This is a genomic window from Providencia sp. Marseille-Q8014, assembly GCF_965112055.1.
On record NZ_CBCOPT010000001.1, the window covers coordinates 2,692,755 to 2,712,723 of the forward strand.

17 protein-coding genes are annotated in these 19,969 nt (G+C 41.0%); 6 read left to right on the forward strand and 11 right to left on the reverse strand.

All coding sequences use genetic code 11. The features are described from left to right. The first annotated feature begins 32 nt into the window (after positions 1–32). Positions 33–1,088: a 4-oxalomesaconate tautomerase gene (locus ACWPW6_RS11905; RefSeq protein WP_249998984.1), complete on the forward strand. Its 1,056-nt coding sequence runs from the start codon at positions 33–35 to the stop codon at positions 1,086–1,088. A 67-nt stretch (positions 1,089–1,155) separates the two neighbouring features. Here ACWPW6_RS11905 and ACWPW6_RS11910 read toward each other — a convergent pair whose 3' ends face one another. The 3 genes from ACWPW6_RS11910 to ACWPW6_RS11920 form a co-directional block, all read right to left on the reverse strand. Then, on the reverse strand, positions 1,156–2,277 hold the full coding sequence (locus tag ACWPW6_RS11910) for an AAA family ATPase (RefSeq protein WP_154623070.1): 1,122 nt from the start codon (positions 2,275–2,277) through the stop codon (positions 1,156–1,158). Next, complete coding sequence (locus ACWPW6_RS11915) at positions 2,274–2,984, reverse strand: RNA ligase family protein (protein ID WP_154623071.1); 711 nt, start codon at positions 2,982–2,984, stop codon at positions 2,274–2,276. The genes ACWPW6_RS11910 and ACWPW6_RS11915 overlap by 4 nt, the downstream gene beginning before the upstream one ends. 276 nt (positions 2,985–3,260) lie before the next feature. Then, entirely contained in the window at positions 3,261–4,577 is a 1,317-nt protein-coding gene (locus ACWPW6_RS11920; RefSeq protein ID WP_163862299.1) for a CitMHS family transporter, read from the reverse strand. 605 nt (positions 4,578–5,182) lie between these two features. On the opposite strand from ACWPW6_RS11920, the gene ACWPW6_RS11925 reads away from it, so the two are divergent. Then, positions 5,183–6,274, forward strand: a complete 1,092-nt coding sequence (locus tag ACWPW6_RS11925) for an NADH:flavin oxidoreductase/NADH oxidase (protein ID WP_154622928.1) — start codon at positions 5,183–5,185, stop codon at positions 6,272–6,274. A gap of 54 nt (positions 6,275–6,328) precedes the next feature. On the opposite strand, the gene ACWPW6_RS11930 is transcribed toward ACWPW6_RS11925, so the two are convergent. Together ACWPW6_RS11930 and ACWPW6_RS11935 are read right to left on the reverse strand one after the other, a co-directional pair. Continuing rightward, entirely contained in the window at positions 6,329–6,649 is a 321-nt protein-coding gene (locus ACWPW6_RS11930) for a hypothetical protein (protein WP_154622929.1), read from the reverse strand. A 159-nt stretch (positions 6,650–6,808) separates the two neighbouring features. Beyond that, entirely contained in the window at positions 6,809–7,681 is an 873-nt protein-coding gene (locus ACWPW6_RS11935; RefSeq protein WP_154622930.1) for a DMT family transporter, read from the reverse strand. Between the two features lie 308 nt (positions 7,682–7,989). Here ACWPW6_RS11935 and ACWPW6_RS11940 point away from each other — a divergent pair, with 308 nt between their 5' ends. Beyond that, positions 7,990–8,205 (forward strand): 3-oxoacyl-ACP synthase, encoded by a 216-nt coding sequence (locus tag ACWPW6_RS11940; RefSeq protein WP_154622931.1) that lies wholly within the window; start codon positions 7,990–7,992, stop codon positions 8,203–8,205. Between the two features lie 84 nt (positions 8,206–8,289). Here ACWPW6_RS11940 and ACWPW6_RS11945 read toward each other — a convergent pair whose 3' ends face one another. After that, the gene (locus ACWPW6_RS11945) at positions 8,290–9,762 is read right to left on the reverse strand and encodes an anion permease (RefSeq protein ID WP_154622932.1); all 1,473 of its coding nucleotides are present in this window, start codon (positions 9,760–9,762) and stop codon (positions 8,290–8,292) included. 688 nt (positions 9,763–10,450) lie between these two features. On the opposite strand from ACWPW6_RS11945, the gene cutA reads away from it, so the two are divergent. Beyond that, positions 10,451–10,798 carry a divalent-cation tolerance protein CutA gene (cutA, locus tag ACWPW6_RS11950; RefSeq protein WP_154624575.1) on the forward strand — a complete coding sequence of 116 codons (348 nt, stop codon included), beginning with the start codon at positions 10,451–10,453 and terminating at the stop codon, positions 10,796–10,798. A gap of 337 nt (positions 10,799–11,135) precedes the next feature. Here cutA and betA read toward each other — a convergent pair whose 3' ends face one another. Genes betA through betI form a run of 3 tightly spaced genes read right to left on the reverse strand, consistent with a single transcriptional unit; the run spans position 11,136 to position 14,947 of the window. Next, complete coding sequence (gene betA / locus ACWPW6_RS11955; protein ID WP_154624574.1) at positions 11,136–12,803, reverse strand: choline dehydrogenase; 1,668 nt, start codon at positions 12,801–12,803, stop codon at positions 11,136–11,138. Between the two features lie 39 nt (positions 12,804–12,842). Beyond that, positions 12,843–14,321, reverse strand: a complete 1,479-nt coding sequence (gene betB / locus ACWPW6_RS11960; RefSeq protein WP_249998986.1) for a betaine-aldehyde dehydrogenase — start codon at positions 14,319–14,321, stop codon at positions 12,843–12,845. Positions 14,322–14,350: 29 nt separating this feature from the next. Next, positions 14,351–14,947 carry a transcriptional regulator BetI gene (betI, locus tag ACWPW6_RS11965; protein WP_154624572.1) on the reverse strand — a complete coding sequence of 199 codons (597 nt, stop codon included), beginning with the start codon at positions 14,945–14,947 and terminating at the stop codon, positions 14,351–14,353. Between the two features lie 210 nt (positions 14,948–15,157). Between betI and ACWPW6_RS11970 the strand changes: the two genes are divergently transcribed. After that, a complete protein-coding gene (locus tag ACWPW6_RS11970; RefSeq protein WP_154624571.1) occupies positions 15,158–17,200 on the forward strand; it encodes a choline transporter in 2,043 nt (680 codons plus the stop codon). Between the two features lie 310 nt (positions 17,201–17,510). Then, positions 17,511–18,461, forward strand: a complete 951-nt coding sequence (locus ACWPW6_RS11975) for a chitinase (RefSeq protein ID WP_249998987.1) — start codon at positions 17,511–17,513, stop codon at positions 18,459–18,461. Positions 18,462–18,493: 32 nt separating this feature from the next. Here the strand turns inward: ACWPW6_RS11975 and ACWPW6_RS11980 are convergent, their stop codons facing one another. Both ACWPW6_RS11980 and kdgR read right to left on the reverse strand, forming a co-directional pair. Continuing rightward, entirely contained in the window at positions 18,494–18,847 is a 354-nt protein-coding gene (locus tag ACWPW6_RS11980; protein ID WP_249998989.1) for a hypothetical protein, read from the reverse strand. Between the two features lie 209 nt (positions 18,848–19,056). Then, entirely contained in the window at positions 19,057–19,842 is a 786-nt protein-coding gene (gene kdgR / locus ACWPW6_RS11985) for a DNA-binding transcriptional regulator KdgR (RefSeq protein ID WP_249998990.1), read from the reverse strand. Between the last annotated feature and the right edge of the window lie 127 nt (positions 19,843–19,969).

A 19,969-nucleotide genomic window follows, 5' to 3' on the forward strand; every position in this document is an offset into this window, starting at 1 on the left:
AATAATAAGCGATACTCTACAGAGGAAAATACATGAAAAAAATACCTTGTATGTTGATGCGCGGAGGCACATCTAAAGGCGTATTTTTATTAGCGGATGACTTACCCCAAAATATCCAAGAACGTGATGAACTCATATTAGCCATTATGGGGTCAGGTCATGCCTTGCAAATTGATGGTATTGGAGGAGGCAGCCCACAAACCAGTAAAGTTGCGATTATCAGTCGTTCATCTCACCCTGATGCAGATATTGATTATTTATTTGCACAAGTATCGATTACCGATCGTCTTGTTGATACGGCACCGAACTGCGGCAATATACTCTGTGCGGTAGGTTCATATGCGATAGAAAAAGGTTTAATACCAGTTACAGGCGATGAAACGATCATTCGTATTCGCAACATCAATACTCATACCTTCGTCAATGCCACAGTGCAAACGCCAAATGGACAAGTGTTGTACGAGGGAAGTACGACTATCGCCAGTGTGCCGGGCCAGGCAGCACCGATCTCCCTCACCTTTTTAAATGCATGTGGCACCAAAACAGGAAAATTGCTCCCCACTGGGCACGAAATCGATATTTTTGATGGGGTGGAGGTGAGTTGCATCGATATGGCGATGCCCGTTGTTTTAATCGATGCTCCACAACTGAATAAAACAGGTTATGAAACGGCGGAGCAGCTTGAAGCAGACGAGACGTTTATGCAACGCTTAGAAAGCATTCGCCAGCAAGCAGGCCTTGCAATGGGGTTAGGTGATGTGAGCCAAAAAGTTATCCCTAAACCCATATTAGTCTCCCCAGCTATTCATGGCGGAACCGTCAACGTACGCTACTTTATGCCACATAAATGCCATGGTGCACTGGCTGTCACTGGTGCTATTGCCATTGCAACCGGCACTATTTTAGAAAACAGTGTGATAAAACGATATTTATCTCAAAAAGTCGATATGCAGCACATCTCTATCGAACATTTAAGTGGGCATTTTGATGTGTCTCTCAATCAGCGAGGACATTTCCCTGAAGGATTACAAGCCTCAATTATCAGAACAGCAAGAAAACTATTTGCTGGGGATGTCTATGTCCCTTAACCCGTCACAATGTAAGTTGAAAAATGGCGCCTACTCATCATAGACGCCACTTCCTTGCAGTATCTCGCTATTGAAACTCACCATTAATAAAATAAGAGACTTGGTGTGCTTCATCGGGTGTCGGTATTTCCAGTTTATCGGCCATACGCGACATCACTTTTTCAGGCACCGCATACTGACGTTGGCGATTTTGTTGCTGCCACTGTTTATAAGGTACTTCTAAATAAATCAGATGAACTTTAGCCTGATAACGCGCAAATAAATCGATCATACTGGCGCGCAATGACGCACTGAGTGACGTAGCATTCCAAATAAAATCCTGCTTTTCACGCAATAACCCTTTGGCTTGCTCTTTTGCCTGCTGTGCCACCCAACCTTGGGCATTTCTATCCGCTGGATTAATTTTATGTTTGCGACGAATTTCATCGAGGCACACAACCTCTTTTTGAGGAAAGTACTGAGAAATAAAGTGATCCTTCCCCATTCCAGGTAATCCACACAGCATGATAACTTCACTTCCGGCTTCCTCAAACGGTGCATAATCAGGTGTACCCCGTTGATAATGGAAATAATGAAATTTCCCAGCCATAGAAGCAAAAGCTTTTGGTTGTTGCCAGCAACCTTGTTCACGACAAAATAGCTCAAATAATTCAATGCGAGATAAGAGCTCCGCTTGGTCTTCACAGATACGCCCCAATACATCCGCTTTTGCTAACAAACACAGCAGCGACATATCGACACGTAAAGAGGCGGCAAAGAGCGCTCTTTCAGGATCCTTTTTTTCCATCACCCATAATGGTAAGCCATGATAGCGAACTAATGCGGCAATTTGCTCTCGAATAATGAAAGGCGTTTCAACCTGCCGAAAAAGAATTTGCCGCGTTGATAACTCACCTTTTTTAGCATGACCCGGCGAAATAATGCGCCCGTTTTCATCCTCGCGCGTCGTACTTCGCTTTTCAACATCATGCATGAGTGCCGCCGTCCATACGATATTTTTCTGCAAGTCAGAAAGTTGCTGGTATTCAGGCAATGTTTCTAACGCTGCAAGCACCATTTGGGTATGTATCGCAACATCGCCTTCGGCATGATGTAATCCATCTTGAGGAACCCCTCGCATATCACGAACAAACTCAAATTGAGACTCTAATTGTGACCACTCCGTTGTGTCCGTTAATTGCCAATTCATCTCGCCTCCTTTTTGCGCTCGAACGCTAACTTTGCTCGCTGCCAGTTTCTTTTCCAATGAATATCAGTCTTAACATGATTTTTGCGTACATACTTAAACACATGCGACATGAAATCATCGACTAAAAAGCGCTGGCTATCGCGAGTGACAATCCCTTCCATGCTGCAAGGGAGTTGAGTATGCGTATCGCAAGCACCGAAATGGCTATCCTGTGAAGCCGCCTCGATGAGTTGTTGTGCGTACACTTGCGGCCCTTGCTGTTGGCTAATACTCAGGGAAAGCTCAGGCACTGTCGGAAAATCAAACAATGCTGCATAAAACTTGACTTCATCCCAACTTAACCAGTAGCGGCCTTGTCGTACGGCAAAAATATAGAAATAATCTTCAATATGTTGATATTCAATAGAGTGTACGGCGTAGAGATTTTCTCCGAATAGCTCGATATCCCCTAAATCATGCTTGATTAACTGCCAGCGCTGACGTATCTGTTGGCTCCATGCGGACTGCGTTGGCGTCGCATGAGAACGAGCAAACACCCCATATTGGCTTAAGCAATTATTTTCACCATCGAGTTTTTCAGTATGTACCAGCTGCTTAATATTCTGGATGTGTGACCACCAATCGCTATTGATACGATCATCGCTAGTGGTGCCAGGTGAGAACGGATAGTGATACGTTCTACCATACTTTCTTGATTGCATAGTCATTATGCTCTCTCTACAGAAATAGAAAAAACAACAAATCTTTTCGCAAGATTTGCCTCTGCGTTATATGAGAAATCAAGAGTTGGTATTACATATTAATTCCGCGAAACGGCCTCATAATGGAGTGGTATAGATTTAAAACCTTTGTATTAAAGCGGGGGCATTCTAGACTAACAGTGAAGCAAAAAGCGAGGAAATTAATCCGAATTTATACTATTCAACAAATTACCGTAGCCAATTAGGCTACGGTTTGTGAAATATTGGTCAAACGGCTAGCATCTAATAAAGCCCGAGCACAGCACCAATGGCTAAAGTAAAGAAACTGAACAACCAAATCCATCCGAATGAATAACGTAAATGACGTCCCATATCAATTCCTGCTAGCCCCATCGCAAGCCAAGCTGCTGGCGAGAATGGGCTCACAAATGTCCCCGCATTATTCCCAATCGCCATCGCATATACGACAGATGAAGGATCGACTCCAGCTGTTTCAGCAATTTGTTGAATGATCGGTAATAGCGCGAAATAATACGCGTCCGTACTGGTGAAAATATCCATCGGCACACCTAAAATTCCAACAAAAATATGAATTTTAGATACCCACTCTGTTGGCAATATTGCCGTTAAGTCTTCCGCGATAGATTTCAGCATGCCTCCCTCGGATAGAATTCCAAGAAACGCGCCAGCAGCTAAGATAATAGCGACCATGCCTAATGCCTGTGGAGCATGTTGTGATAACACCTTCATCTGATCTTTTGGATTAGGGAAGTTAACTAGCAAAGCTATCGATAAGGCGATCATAAAGACATACGGCGCCGAAAGTAGCCCAAAAGCAAGGCAAATCACGGAGGCTAGGATTAACCCACCATTAATCCACGGTTTTTTCGGTTTATGAGTTTGTTCACTAATATCTGCCATCTGTTCATTTGCTGGCAACAAGGAATCCATCATGTATGGCGTAGTGCCTTTAGCGGCAGCGGCAGCAATACGACGTTTTTCACGTACTCCCATTAGTGCAGCGAAAACGGCAGCACCAGCCATGCCAATGATTTGTACTGGAATTAAACTCTGCCATAACGTTGCCGCATCAATTCCTGTTACCGCCGAAGCACGTCCCAATGGGCCTCCCCACGGCACCATATTCATAATCCCCATGCTGGCACACATCAATAGCAGCATTAAGTAAGGGCTCATGCCAAGCTGCCGATATAGTGGCAGTAACGCAGGGATAATAATTAAGAAAGTCGCAGCCCCTGAGCCATCTAAGTGTACGAGGCCCGCAATTAATGTGGTCATAACACAGACAATAATGACATTGCCTCGCGTCATTTTAACCATCAAACGAATCAGCGGATCAAAAATATGCAGATCCTTCATCAAACTAAAGAATAAAATGGCGAACAAGAACATCGCAGCCACTTTGGAAACTTTATTAATGCCGCTTTCAAAAAAAGTCGATATTTCTGCTATTGAATATCCCGCTATTAATGCGCCAATAAAGGGGATACATGACATAGCAATGATAGGGCTAACTTTGCCCATCATCAGTAGGGTGACGATAGAAAGAATGATCAAGATACCAATAATTGTTAACACATTGAGTTCCTTATTAGAATTATATTTTCAGGTGAATATTAAAAATTAAATATACTTAAAATGTGTATTGATTTATTTCATTGTTTAATTTCAATCGTGAGACATTTATTTTTAATATGCTCAAGTAAACACATCTACCTATCAGCTCTTATATAAATCAAAATTCAATTTCGCAAGTGTCATTTGTCTTTTTTGCGGAATAAATGACGATAAATCAACAAGTAAAATTAGCATTTAAAATAAAAAAACAGATAAAAAACCTATTAACTCCATTAAAACCATTAATGAAAATTAACGCCAATTAGATTTGTTTTTTATTTATTTAATTGCTAAGCTAGCGAATATCAGACAGTAATTATTTTAAATTATTAAATCAGTTTATATTTTCTATTTTTTTTTAGCTTTTTTGTTTTCCAATCACCGGTGAGAAGCAGGAAATTATACTTTTTCACTTAACACTCAAATTTATACTTATTCACTTGCATTATTCCGTTATTACTAGCGCGAGATCATGGATAGGATAAAACCACATGAACAGCACAGAATAAGACTAAACTTATGAGTACTATAGACAAATGACTCACGACCACTAAGGAACAAGACAAATGAGCTTCCTATTTTCTCCCGCCTCTCTTGGGCAGGTCTCCTTAAATAACAGGATCATTGTTCCACCAATGTGCCAATATTCTGCTACCGATGGCATGCCAACAGCTTGGCATAATGCCCACTATATGAACCTTGCCTTGTCAGGGGCTGCTTTGGTCATTATTGAAGCCAGTGCAGTGACGCCTGTAGGACGCATTACCTATAAAGACTTAGGTCTGTGGAATGATGAACAAGCCGATGCATTAAAAAAAATGTTAGAAGATATCAGACAGTTTGCTGATGCACGCTTAGGAATTCAACTCGCTCATGCAGGTAGAAAAGCCTCTTCCGACCTTCCTTGGCTTGGCGGTCAAAGTTTAGCCAAAGAACAACCGCATGGTTGGCAGACAGTGTCTGCATCCAATTTACCTTTTGGTCATGCACATCCACCGCGTGAACTCAGTCAACAAGAGATCACTGAAACAGTACAACATTTTGTCGATGCCGCTAAACGCGCGGAATATGCTGGGTTTGACGTTATTGAAATTCATGCGGCACACGGTTATTTATTGCATCAATTCTTATCCCCATTATCAAATACACGACAAGATGAATACGGCGGTAGTTTTACTCATCGTAGCCGTTTATTAATTGATGTTTTTCGGGAAGTCAGAGAGGCCATTAGCCCTAATATTGCTGTTGGTGTAAGGATCTCAGCAACGGACTGGGTTGATGGTGGCTGGAATGTGCCTGAATCCATTGAACTTAGCGAATTATTGGAAGAATTAGGTTGCGACTATATCCATGTTTCTTCCGGTGGGTTATCTGAACAACAACAGATCCCAATCAGCCCAAATTACCAAGTCCCACTTGCTCAAGCGATCAATGAGCATACCTTTATGCCTGTTATCGCGGTTGGTTTAATTACGGAGCCTGCTCAGGCAGAAGCCATTATTGCAACAGGGCAAGCTGATTTTGTTTCGATCGGCCGAGGAATGTTGTTTGACCCACGTTGGCCATGGCATGCAGCGACACAATTAGCAGAACACATCAAAGTCGCCCCACAATATTTGCGAAGTGCGCCACATCAATTTAAGCAATTATTTAGCTAAAAAAGAAGCAATCACAGCGGTAGATGATTTAACCGCCGCTGTGATTGACGCTAATTAACGCTCAGCCTGCGTGCACTGATTAACAAATTCAATCATTGATTTTTGGAAATCAGATTCAGCGGTTGCTGATTTCGCTAATTCACCTTCAATACGTTTGAACTCTTTCAAACCATATTTTTCGATAGTCTTATCATAGGCACAACCACAGATAGCACTAATAGCATCTGCGGTTTCACCGGCTGGGCTACCGGATGCTTTTACACAATCATTCACAAAACTTGCTTTATATTCAGCAATTTCCGCTTTATCATCCGAACATGCTGCCAATAAAGTCATAACGCCTGCCATACCCAAAACTAATGCGATCTTTTTCATCTTTAGCCTATTATAAATTTAGTTTGCATTACGATTAATCTAAAAAACCAAATGAGAAAATCATATTTAGATTAATTCCCCATACCTTTTACATGTGAATAATAATAGCTGCTTTAGATTAAAAAATCTCTAGTATAAAGGCTATTTTTCATTGCCGTCTTATTTCGATAATAAGCGAAAAGAGCGCCATCGATAATAAAACAATGCGCTTAAAATAAGAATACAGCCTAAAATTTGGATGGCAGGCATTCTCTCATGATACCAAATAGCGGCAACAAATACCGTCATAACAGGCTCGAGTATCATAATGATCGCAGCATTTGCAGCAGTCGTATTTTTTTGTCCAATTAACTGCAAAATAAATCGTAAACTCGTTGCAATCACCACACTTGCGATAAACCACATTAAGGTCGATGTGGCTATCGTTGTAGGCCACTCTTCTAAAAAGAAAGACAACATTAGCCCAACGATACCTGTACAAGCTAATTGAATGGTCGTTAGCGGTAAAATAGGCACACTGCGGGCATAAACACTGGTATAACAAAAGTAAATTGCTTGTACGATTGCTGCGGCTAAAAACCAAAGTTGACTACTTTTAAATTGGATTTGCCCTTTAAATAGGGTCAAACAGGCAAGACCTAAGACTGCCACAGGTAGTGCTTGCCAAAAGTAACGTGTAGGACGAATTTTTAACAAAACCCATCCGACTAATGGCACAAATAGCATCGCTAAACTCATAATAAATGCCCCCTCACCTAATGAATCGGTTGTCGCTACCGCATAAATCCATAAGACGAGGTTAAGAGCCATCCATCCTCCGGTCATTAAAATGCTCGGAATTTGCTGTAATTGAATTCGATTTCGTTTACCTAGGCAAAAAGGTAGGAGAATAACCGCTGCAAGTAAAAAACGGCTTCCGAGAAAAGCAAAGATTGGCATACCTTGCACGGACTCACGGGAAAATACCCATCCCCATGCAGCAATAAAGGTAGTCAGCACTAAGAACACTTCCGCTTTTCTTTGTGGCTGCATAATTTATTTTACCTATTGATTATGTTTATTAGTGATAATCATACTGCCTATATGTTTTATGCCAATCGATATTTTATATTCACAATCAAATAAGACCTTTATAGCAACAAAATTTCCTCTTTATAAATGACTCGTCTCACCGAAGTTTGCTTTTTTCGTTGCCATCTCCTCTATTTCCTGTTTTTCATTTCGTAAATGAGGAAATCAGCTCTTTAATCCGTCAATTTTTCTCCTTTTTAAGCATGACATAATATCTTCAGTTTTATGCCAAGACGTGATCAAAACTATATTTGAAAAGGCGGGTCAATATGAGGAATATTCCTAAAAACGCGGATACCGATCCTGCGGCCGTTCAGAATATTAAGCGTGCTATTCAGGCTCGTAAATATGCGTATCCTGCGGAAATCAGTTTATTATGGAAAAACACAAGGGATTCATCATTCAACATCAGTTGGTCAAGCATTATGTTGACAGCTTGTTTAGTCAGTGCCCTGTTAATATTACTGATTAATTATTTGCTGTAATTGTATTATAAAAAAGCCCCCAGTAATTAGTGGTTCAACTACTGGGGGTCTCTTCAAAATGACCAAACTAATTCATTTAATTAATCACCAATAACCTAAGAATTTCCACCAAACGCTACCTAAGCCGATCCAAATAATTAGGTTAACAACACTCATCACAAAACCGGCTTTCCACCATTCACCTAATGTTACATAACCAGAACCAAAAATAATCGGTGCCGTCCCTGTACCATAATGCGTTAATGACATCATTAACGAAGATGAGAATGCCAATGTTAATCCAAGTAACATTGGAGGTGCGCCAAGTGCTAATCCAGCAGCAAAGAAAGCACCAAACATCGCGGTAATATGCGCTGTTGTACTTGCAAAGAAATAGTGCGAATAAACATAAATTAGAACAAGTATTAAGGCTCCCGACGCCCAGCTCAGTCCCATATTATCAATCGAAGTTCCCACTGAGACAGACATCCATTTAATCAGCCCTAATTTACCAAGGAAGCTCGCCATCATCACTAAAGCAGCAAACCAGACGACGGTATCCCAAGCGCCTTTATTTTTTAATACATCATCCCAATTTATTACGCCAGTTGAGAGTAAAATACCTAGCCCAATAAATGCTGCTGTTGTCGCATTAACACTGTAGCTTGGGCCAAATAACATTGCCGGTACCCCAGCCCACATTAACAGTAATAATACGAATACCCCGAGTGTAATAACTTCAGGTAATGAAATAGGGCCTAATTGCTGTAAACGCTCTTTGGCAAAGTTAGGCGCATCGGGTGTTGAGGTGATTTCAGGTTTATACATAAAATAGATGACTAAAGGCATCAAAATTAATGAAACTAAAGCGGGCGCAAATGCTGCAATAGCCCACATTGACCATGTTAATTCACTCGCTCCCCCTGCTTCACTGACGATCAAACTGACAATGAGTGGGTTTGGTGCTGTCGCGGTAATAAACATTGCAGAAGTAATAGGGTTAATATTGTAGTTCACTAACGAGAGGTAACGACCTATTTTCCCAGAAGTACCATCATCCGCTTTAGAGCCAAAGCTATCAGCAATTGAGCGCATAATCGGGTGAATGATCCCCCCTCCTCGAGCAGTATTACTTGGCGTTACAGGAGCAAGTACTGTCTCAGCAATGGCAAGTGAATAAGCTATCCCCAACGTTTTTTTACCAAACAATGAAATAACATAATAACCAATTCTAGCGCCTAATCCGGTTTTATTTAGGCTCATAGAGACCATGATTGAAATACCAATTAGCCAAATCAGGTCATTAGAAAAACCACTTAATGCATCTGCAATCGCAGCCTTTGTTGAATTCGGATTAGTCACTCCCGTCACGGCGACTAACGCGATAGCAATAATAGACACACCACCAATTGGTAGTGCTTTACCAATAATAGCGGCAATCGTACCAACGAATAGCGCTAATAAATGCCAAGCATTCGGATTAACGCCTTCCGGTACGGGGATAAGGAACCAAATAATGAGTGTGATTGCAACTGCAATCAATGTAGGTATCGGTTTTAGAGGGGTCAGTTTATTCATATCAGGATATCCATACGAGTTTTAAAAATGGAAATAAAATTTTTTCTAGTCATATATTTTCTATCTTTGTAAACATGTTAGCGAAATATCTCCGCCAGACTTTGATCGTTATCATTGAGTTACTTAGTTTTACATATAAGAAACGATTTTAATTTAGTAACAGAATGTAATTCATGATTACAAAAAATATTGTTAACAATTAACAAGTAATTATCATAGAATTAACATATTCCTAATTGAGAAAATGAGATGATTGAAGATAGCCATTTATAAGATCCTCCCTAATCTTTAAATTCATTTTCCCTCATAAAGAATATCGGATTAATTATTAAAGCAATATGAAAGTGAAACACCACAATATACAAAAAACCAGACTAATTTATATTAAAATTAACAAAAATGAAGGCTGAATCGAATTATTAATATAAACAGCTTTTATTATGCAATAATCACATTAAATAAAAGACTTCAATCTTCATTTACTATAGTGTTCAAATAATAATCTCTTTGTACCTATTTTCTCTTTCATAATTTTGTTTCTCTTACCATCATGATAATTAAGGTATGAAACTATTACTCTCTGCACTACAATTATCTGTTGATTGAATTTCATACCCTGTATGGCTATTTAATCTAACCTTAATCATGAATATACTCCAAATAAACTCACGACTCTGAGGAAATATAAATGACAAAAAATGATGTTAGTTATGATAAAGAACAACAGCCTTGTATTATTTTATGCACGACGAATAGCCAAAACAATGCCATCAAAATTGCTCAGCAATTATTAGATAAACGGTTAGCGGCATGTGTCTCTTTGCTACCCGAGATAACATCGATATATCAATGGAAAAACACGATCGAACAAGATAAAGAAATAATGTTATTCATTAAATCTACGCATAAAAATCAGCCTGAATTATTCGCTGCCATCAAGGAAATTCACCCATACGAAACCCCAGAGTTGATTAGCCTAGATTTAGATAAAATCGATAGCCGTTATCTAGAGTGGTTAATAAAAGCGGTAAAATGAACCAATAATCATCCTAAATAGTGAGTAAGCTCTCAATATTTCAATCACATCTCTCATTATCTAAGGGTAAACAACTGGTCAGCTCTGGTAAGTAAAAAATTAATGTTATACAGAAGTTCTCGTTTTCGATTTATTTGCCCTCTTTTAGGAGGGCTTTTTTATCCTATTAAAACATATCAATAAAAGTATAAAAAAGACCCTCATTTAAAGAGGGGTCACTTGAAAATCAACGGAGTTAAATAAGTAACTTCACCTACTGTGATATACGCTTATTTTTACTGTTCAATAAAACAAGAAACCCCCAATAAATCGGGGGCGAAAATAAAATGAATGATGATTAAATTTGGCGTACAGGCGTATCACCTGCAACATAGTAGTCTGCTTGGCTCGCAGGTAACGGCTCACGACCACGGATTTTATCCGCCATCTTTTCAGCTATCATGATGGTTGTTGCATTCAAATTACCCGTGATAATCAGCGGCATAATTGATGCATCAATTACCCTGAGATTTTCGAGCCCATGAACCCGACCTGCACCGTCAACAACGGCCATTTCATCATATCCCATCTTGCATGAACCACAGGGATGAAATGCTGTTTCAGCACGTTCACGCACAAATGCATCCAGCTCTTCATCCGTTTGGATATGCTTACCAGGGCTAATTTCTTTACCTCGATAAGGATCCAGTGCTGGCTGTGCCATGATTTCACGTGTAATACGAATGGCTGCGCGGAACTCTTCCCAATCCTGTTCACTGGACATGTAGTTGAACAAAATACTAGGGTGCTGATAAGGATCCGTGGATTTTAATCTTACACGACCACGGCTAGGTGAACGCATCGACCCAACGTGTGCTTGGAAGCCATGCACATTTACAGCATTACTGCCGTTATAGTTAATGGCTACAGGTAAGAAGTGAAATTGAATATTTGGCCACGCAAATTTATCGCTGGTACGAATAAATCCGCCAGCTTCAAATTGGTTACTGGCACCAATCCCCGTACCTTTAAATAACCATTCAGCACCAATTGCGGGTTGGTTATACCACTTTAATGCTGGATAGAGAGATACAGGCTGCTTACATTCATACTGCAAATACATTTCCAGATGATCTTGTAAATTTTGCCCTACTCCCGGTAAGACATGTACAGCAGGAATATTAAACTCTTGCAGAACATCTTCAGGCCCAACCCCCGAACGTTGCAAAATTTGAGGTGAAGCTATCGCCCCAGCACATAATAGGACCTCCTTACGTGCTTTTGCCTGAACGGCCGTTTTATTATTTCCTTGATAAAACTTCACACCGACTGCTTTTTTGTCTTCAAATTCAATAATATCTGTCGTAGCATGCGTGATAATAGTTAAATTAGGACGTTTTCTGGCTTGATCCAGATAACCACGAGCCGTACTCGCACGACGCCCTTTTGGCGTTACTGTTCTATCCATAGGGCCAAAGCCCTCTTGTTGATAGCCATTCAGGTCATCAGTTCGCGGATAACCCGCTTGAACGCCAGCCTCAACCATGGCATGAAACAACACGTTATTGCCATTTTTCGGTGTCGTCACACTCACGGGGCCATCGCCACCATGATAATCATTAGCCCCTATATCACGCGTTTCTGCTTTGCGGAAATAGGGCAAACAATTGAGATAACGCCAATCTTCTAAGCCTGGTGCTTGAGCCCACCCATCAAAATCTAATGCATTACCACGGATATAGCACATGCCATTGATCAGTGATGAGCCTCCTAATCCTTTTCCTCGTCCGCACTCCATACGGCGATTATTCATATGCGGTTCAGGATCAGTTTCATAGGCCCAATTATAACGTCGACCTTGTAATGGATAGGCTAAAGCCGCTGGCATTTGTGTACGAAAATCGAACCTGTAGTCCGGTCCTCCAGCTTCAAGGAGCAGCACAGTAACATCAGAATCTTCTGTCAGGCGGGTAGCAAGAACGTTACCGGCTGAACCAGCACCGATAATAATGTAGTCATAGACCATTGTTATCTCCTCTGTTTCAGTCAAATTTAAAATAAGCGATTAAAATACCGAGGCAAACTCCCCAAGTTCGACTTGTATTGATTTTATTTGAGTATAATTTTGGAGTGTTACTAGGCCATTTTCACGACCCACCCCTGAGTGCTTATAGCCCCCAACAGGCATTTGTGCTGGTGATTCCCCCCAAGTATTTATCCAACAGATACCCGCTTCTAATTGATGGATGACTCGATGCGCTCGTGAGATATCACGAGTGACAAGCCCTGCGGCTAAGCCATATAACGTATGGTTTGCACGTTCGATAACTTCATCTTCCGACTGATAACTCAAAATACTCATCACAGGACCAAAAATCTCTTCTTGGGTGATTTGCATATCATCAGAACAATCAGTAAAGACGGTTGGCAGCACATAAGCGCCTTGAGCAAATGCTCCTTCAGTCAAACGCTCACCACCACAAAGTAATTTAGCGCCCTGCTGTTTGCCTATTTCGATATAGCGCAATACATTTTCCATATGTGGAAAACTCACCAATGGACCAAAGTTAGTTGTCTCATCGAGCGGTGAACCTATTTTGATGCGCGCCACACGTTGTTGAATTTTCTCTTCAAATTGTGCTTTTAAGCTTTCTGGCACAAAAACTCGAGTGCCGTTAGTACAAACTTGGCCTGAACTATAGAAATTGGCCATCATGGCAATATCTGCTGCGTTATCCAGATCAGCATCATCAAAAATAATAAGCGGTGACTTGCCACCAAGTTCCATCGTGACATCTTTTAATGTCGAACCCGAAGCACTTGCCATTACTTTTTTGCCTGTCGCAACACCACCGGTGAAGGATATTTTTGCAATCCCTGGGTGTTCTGTTAGCCATTGACCCACATCCGCACCAGCGCCCGTCACAACGTTAAAAACGCCTGCTGGCAGTCCGGCTTCCGTATAAATCTCAGCCAGTTTTAGTGCGGTCAGCGATGTGACTTCACTTGGCTTAAATACCATGGCATTACCTGCCGCCAAAGCGGGTGCAGATTTCCAAAGTGCGATTTGAATTGGATAGTTCCACGCACCAATCCCAGCAACAACCCCAAGTGGCTCGCGGCGTGTATAGACGAATGCGCTCTCACGTAAAGGAATTTGCTCTCCTTCTAACGCGGGGATCAAGCCTGCATAGTACTCTAAAACATCAGCACCCGTGACAATATCCACATAGCGTGTTTCAGATAATGGTTTACCGGTATCCAACGTTTCCAAGTGTGCCAATTCGTCATTGCGCTCACGTAAAATATCAACAGCACGGCGTAAAATACGAGAACGCTCCATTGCCGTCATCGCTGCCCATACTTTTTGCCCTTGTTTGGCACTTTCCACAGCCCAATCAATGTCTTCACGCGTTGCAGATTGTAAACATGCGATCACTTCACCATTCGCTGGATTCATTGCATCAAACTGCCCACATTCAGGTTGTGAGCTATCCACATAACCACCATGAATATAAAGTTTATGTAATTGTGGTTGGTGCATAATATCTCCTTTCTGTTAAAACGGTTGGCTTAGCTATCCTTATGCCGAGTAAATTGCATATCGATATATTCATTCGTAATGGTTAAAGCATCTTGCAGGGGAAAAGCCTCATTGCTCAAGGCACTACGCAACCATAACCCATCGATCAATGCCGCTAATCCTTTAGCAGCCATGCGTGCAGATTGTTTATCAAGTACACGCGAAAATTCATAACTGAGATTGGAATACAGCCGTCTATCATTCACTTGCTGTAACCGATTTAAACTCGGTTGATGCATGCTACTTGCCCAAAATGCCAGCCATGTTTTCATCGCCGCTTCACTTATTTGTGAAGAATCAAAATTACCTTCAACGATGGCTTGAATACGCTGCTTTGGCTGAGCATGACTCAACAGTCTTAAACGCATCGCAACAGCAACGCCTAGTTGGTACTGTATATGGCGCATTGTCGCCTCTAGTAGACCGTTTTTATCACGAAAGTAATGACTAATAATACCGGTTGATACCCCCGCCTTTCGGGCAATTAAAGCGATACTCGCCTCTTGCATACCGACTTCATTAATCACATCAAGTGTGGCTTGAATTAACTGCTGCTTACGTATCGATTGCATTCCTATTTTCGGCATGATTTCTTAACCCAAAAAATACAGTGAACCTATTTATTAAACTTTTTTTTAATTGAACATTCAATCAATATTAACTATATTTTATCACAATTACTTTACAAACATAAGGAGAGGATAGGCGTAAAAATTTAACTCTTTGCTTTTAATTCAACAAATTAGCAAAGAATGTAACTTTTAACTTTCGAATAAATAAAATTGTGGAAACTGCCGATGACAATTCAAAATAGTCCAAAAAATCAGCAGAAAGACAAATTAAACTCTGTGGTTTTTTTCACTTCTGCTGGTTTAATACTAGCATTTTCATTTTTCACCATACTCATGACAGAAACGGCCAATCAGTGGATCGTTGCCACTCTTGGATGGGTATCAAAAACGTTTGGTTGGTATTATCTATTAGCCGCAACGCTGTATATTGTCTTTGTGATATTCGTAGCGACTTCTCGTTTTGGTAATATCAAATTAGGTCCAGAGCAATCGAAGCCTGAATTTAGTGTACTCAGTTGGTCTGCCATGCTATTTGCTGCCGGAATCGGTATCGACCTGATGTTTTTCTCCGTCGCCGAACCCGTGACACAGTATATGCTGCCACCTACAGGCGAAGGGGAAACATTAGAAGCAGCTCGTCAGTCGATGGTGTGGACTCTCTTCCACTATGGCCTGACGGGCTGGTCTATGTATGCATTAATGGGAATTGCGCTTGGTTACTTTAGCTACCGCTACAATTTACCGTTAACCATCCGTTCTGCACTTTATCCGATTTTTGGTAAACGTATTTATGGGCCTATCGGTCATACCGTCGATGTCGCCGCGGTTATTGGTACTATTTTTGGTATTGCAACCACACTCGGTATTGGTGTTGTTCAGCTCAATTATGGTTTAAAAGTCCTGTTTGACCTCCCGCAAGGGCTTGGTGTTCAGGGGGGATTAATCTTGCTCTCCGTCATCATGGCCGTGATTTCAGCCACTTCTGGGGTCAATAAGGGGATCCGTATTTTATCGGAACTTAATGTATTGCTCGCATTAGGTTTGATCTTATTCATTTTGTTTGTTGGTGATACTGAGTTCTTACTCAATGCGCTAGTCCTTAATGTCGGTGATTACATTAATCGCTTTATGGGGATGACGCTCAATAGCTTTGCCTTTGACCGCCCAACGGATTGGATGAATAGCTGGACCTTATTCTTCTGGGCTTGGTGGGTCGCATGGTCGCCATTTGTTGGTTTGTTTCTTGCGCGTATTTCACGAGGAAGAACCATTCGCCAATTTGTCATTGGCACACTGATTATCCCTTTTGTGTTTACCCTTCTCTGGTTATCTATTTTCGGTAACAGTGCGTTATACGAAATCATTCATGGCAATAAAGCACTTGCTGAAACCGTTCTAGCGGCGCCTGAAAAAGGGTTTTATTCACTGCTTGAACTTTACCCAGGTTTTGGTTTAACCGCTTCCGTTGCGACAATCACAGGCTTACTCTTTTATGTGACCTCCGCGGACTCAGGCTCATTAGTCCTTGGTAATTTCACGTCAAACTTAAGCGATATCAACAATGACGCGCCGAACTGGTTACGTATCTTTTGGTCTGTCGCAATTGGTTTATTAACCTTAGGGATGTTAATGACCGATGGCGTGGCAGCGTTACAAAACACAACCGTCATTATGGGTTTACCTTTCAGTTTTGTTATTTTCTTTATTATGGCTGGGCTGTATAAGTCACTAAAAGTGGAAGATTTCAGACGAGTAAGTTCACTGACGACCAATGCACCAGCCCCGTTATACGGTAACGGAAAATTAAACTGGAAACAGCGATTAGGTCGTGTGATGAACTTCCCAGGTACCACCTATACACAGCGTATGTTGGATTTAGTCTGTACACCCGCAATGCAAGAAGTAGCAAAAGAGTTATCGCTACGTGGTGCTAACGTTGAATTTAATAGCCTTCCCCCCGTTGGCGATGAACGTTTAAATCACTTAGAACTTGTCGTTGATCTGGCCGAAGAGCAGAACTTTATTTATCAAATTTGGCCTCAGCGTTACTCTGTGCCGGGCTTTACTTACCGAGCTCGTTCTGGAAAATCTCATTACTATCGCTTAGAGACCTTCCTTTGGGAGGGAACACAAGGCAATGACTTAATGGATTACACCAAAGAACAGGTGATCAGTGACATTTTAGATCAATACGAAAAACATCTGAATTTCATTCACTTAAGTAGAGAAGCACCTGGGGCAACATTGACCTTCCCTGAAACTAATTAAGCGTTTTACTGCAAGGGGGCAATGAGTCCCCTTCAGACTGCTGACAAACCTATTATGTTTGGCGGCAAGTCGAATAGGTTTTGAAAACAAACGAGGAAAATCAATTTATTGATTTTCGGCTGATAACACAACGCGGGAAAAACCAGGCTTTTATCCCGCTTTGCCAACCACCTCAAGGGGCCAATTAGGCCCCTTTTTAAATAACAATAACATGCCTGTTTTTGAAATAAATTTCATGACAAGTCATTAATCTGTTCATCATTTAACCAATAAAGATCGCGTATTTTGATCATTAATGGCGCGATGCCAGATGGCTAAAATTCCCCCGACTAAAAGAGAAATGATGATGAATAAGACACTATTTGCACCTTATTTCGATGTTACCGTTGATGCTATTTGGAACGACCCACTTGCTCCTAACGGCAAACCAAACCCTAAATATAGCCAAGCCGCGATAAGTCATAGCGTTGATGGTGTGTACTTGGCTTTTTTAACTGCGGATCCTAATAATAATGCCGCATGGGGAGCATACTCCAGTATGCCTATCTCTTGGGCTAAACCATTTTGTGATGCGTTAATTGAAGCCAATATCAAAGTGATTGTGTCATTCGGAGGTGCGGCTAACTATGATGTCTCTGCAAGGCAAACTGTTGACCAACTGATTGCAACCTACCAAGAAGTCATTGATATTCTTGGCGCCTCGCAGCTAGATTTTGATTTTGAAAATGATTTATACGATGCCGATAAAACCTTCACCGCGCTATCAACCACAGTAAAAAATAACCCTGATATCACCTTGAGCCTAACGTTACCGGTGATGCCTTATGGCCTTGTCGAAAAAGGGTTAGCGCTAGTACAAAAATCTGTTAATGCAGGTTTAAAAATGAAAGTGAATGGTATGGCTATGGATTATGGTCAAGGAACTGATAAAAATATGGGGCAGGCCGCCGCAGATGTGGCAACCAGCCTAAAAGGTCAATTAAAAACCTACTACCCAACACTAACAGATGCAGAGCTGTATGATTTAGTACAAGTCACTCCAATGATTGGTCTTAATGATGATAGATCCATGTTTAATTTTAATGATATCAATACATTAAGTAATTTCGCGAAAACCAATGGCGTGAACTTAATTTCAATGTGGAGCTTAACCCGCGATAGGGTCGGCGTCGGCGAATTCGCATCAGCCTCTAATTCAGGCAACCCTGAGCAAACCAAAGATTTTGAATACACGGAACGCTTTACTAACGCACTGAAATAACGGGCCAAGGTGAGGCGATACATTGCCTCGCCTTATTTCTTCGCTTGTTCAATCATGTGCTTCAGTTGTTGCGGGTCATGCAACCAGGCTGGCTCCCCCGGGCATCCCATCGTGGCGAAAGCATGATGACAGACACCATTATTCCAACTATCCCACTCGTCACTTTGTTGTTTTTGAGCCAGTAAGTCTTCATAGCGGCGATCCTCTTCAGCCACTTTCTTTTTCGGATCAAAAATGAAACCTTGTTGCTGCTTGATAATATCAATACCTTGATAATCTTCATTATATACACGGTCAGCAGGCGCTTTTTCTGGGAAGGTATAATCCATTGCTATGGCTTGGATAGGGATAATAAATAGGCTAAATATCAATAAATTTTTAAGCATAATCATATTTTAATCACAAAATAATGCCAAAATTATAGATATGACGAATGAAATGGCGAGTTTTATCAGCCAAAACTTGTGTGACTGCCCTTTTTATCTGCAAAAAAGTGATCATTTAACCAAATTTCAAACGATTGATTTGGTTAAATTTAAAGGTTAAATATTCACTCATATACAGCTTAGTGAAGAATTACAGGTTTAACCCCCTACTATAACGGATAATCGTGATAGCCCATTTTTTCTGAAATATGACGTCCAGCAACCTTTAGCAAACGAATATAATATTCCAATTGCTGTTCATCAAAGCGAATGGTAGGAAAAGATATTGATAGCCCAGCAATCACATGGCCTAAACGGTCATAAACAGGCACTGCGATGCAACGTAGCCCCAGCTCTTGCTCTTCTCTATCCTGTGCATAATGCAGCTTACGCACTTCAGCAAGCTCTCGCATAAATTGTTCGCTACTGAGGATCGTCGTCGCCGTTTTTTTCACAAACTCCACATTCTCTAAAATGCTGTTTACCGTGGCTTCATCTTGCCAAGCTAAAAGTACTTTGCCGATAGCGGTACAATACAATGGGTTACGCCGCCCGACCCGCGAATACATACGCAAGTTATAGCTAGAATCAATTTTATGAATATAAATAATGGCGTTATCATCGAAAGCACCAAGATGCACAGCTTCATGTGTTAATTGACCAATATGCTGCATTTCTTTATCAGCAATTTCAATTAAATCAACATACTCTAAAGATTTAGCACCTAATTCGAATAGTTTAAGCGTCAATGAATATTTATCCGCCTCCCCTTCCTGCGCCACATAGCCTAATTGTTTCATGGTTTGCAAGAAACGATAGGTGGTGGCTTTTGACATCAGCAGTCGTTGTGAAAGCTCAGACACGCCTATCTCTTTTTGTTCTCCTAATGCATTGAGAATACTGAATACTTTTACTACTGACGAAACGGCATCCGTTTGCGTGACCTTATCCACCATTCACCTTCCTATTTATTCAAACCAATATGATAGCCATATCAGATGGTTTGATGTGCCGATTTTATGTTTACTCAACAGCATAAAGATCACTTTCATGAAAAACAAGAACGCTGATTCGATATTTTTA

What these genes read in the sequence shown, in the direction of transcription:
- ACWPW6_RS11905 (WP_249998984.1), top strand. Translation starts at nt 33, where the DNA reads ATGAAAAAAATACCTTGTATGTTGATGCGCGGAGGCACATCTAAAGGC.
- ACWPW6_RS11910 (WP_154623070.1), bottom strand. Translation starts at nt 2,277, where the DNA reads ATGAATTGGCAATTAACGGACACAACGGAGTGGTCACAATTAGAGTCT.
- ACWPW6_RS11915 (WP_154623071.1), bottom strand. Translation starts at nt 2,984, where the DNA reads ATGACTATGCAATCAAGAAAGTATGGTAGAACGTATCACTATCCGTTC.
- ACWPW6_RS11925 (WP_154622928.1), top strand. Translation starts at nt 5,183, where the DNA reads ATGAGCTTCCTATTTTCTCCCGCCTCTCTTGGGCAGGTCTCCTTAAAT.
- ACWPW6_RS11930 (WP_154622929.1), bottom strand. Translation starts at nt 6,649, where the DNA reads ATGAAAAAGATCGCATTAGTTTTGGGTATGGCAGGCGTTATGACTTTA.
- ACWPW6_RS11935 (WP_154622930.1), bottom strand. Translation starts at nt 7,681, where the DNA reads ATGCAGCCACAAAGAAAAGCGGAAGTGTTCTTAGTGCTGACTACCTTT.
- ACWPW6_RS11940 (WP_154622931.1), top strand. Translation starts at nt 7,990, where the DNA reads ATGAGGAATATTCCTAAAAACGCGGATACCGATCCTGCGGCCGTTCAG.
- ACWPW6_RS11945 (WP_154622932.1), bottom strand. Translation starts at nt 9,762, where the DNA reads ATGAATAAACTGACCCCTCTAAAACCGATACCTACATTGATTGCAGTT.
- cutA (WP_154624575.1), top strand. Translation starts at nt 10,451, where the DNA reads ATGACAAAAAATGATGTTAGTTATGATAAAGAACAACAGCCTTGTATT.
- betA (WP_154624574.1), bottom strand. Translation starts at nt 12,803, where the DNA reads ATGGTCTATGACTACATTATTATCGGTGCTGGTTCAGCCGGTAACGTT.
- betB (WP_249998986.1), bottom strand. Translation starts at nt 14,321, where the DNA reads ATGCACCAACCACAATTACATAAACTTTATATTCATGGTGGTTATGTG.
- betI (WP_154624572.1), bottom strand. Translation starts at nt 14,947, where the DNA reads ATGCCGAAAATAGGAATGCAATCGATACGTAAGCAGCAGTTAATTCAA.
- ACWPW6_RS11970 (WP_154624571.1), top strand. Translation starts at nt 15,158, where the DNA reads ATGACAATTCAAAATAGTCCAAAAAATCAGCAGAAAGACAAATTAAAC.
- ACWPW6_RS11975 (WP_249998987.1), top strand. Translation starts at nt 17,511, where the DNA reads ATGGCTAAAATTCCCCCGACTAAAAGAGAAATGATGATGAATAAGACA.
- ACWPW6_RS11980 (WP_249998989.1), bottom strand. Translation starts at nt 18,847, where the DNA reads ATGCTTAAAAATTTATTGATATTTAGCCTATTTATTATCCCTATCCAA.
- kdgR (WP_249998990.1), bottom strand. Translation starts at nt 19,842, where the DNA reads ATGGTGGATAAGGTCACGCAAACGGATGCCGTTTCGTCAGTAGTAAAA.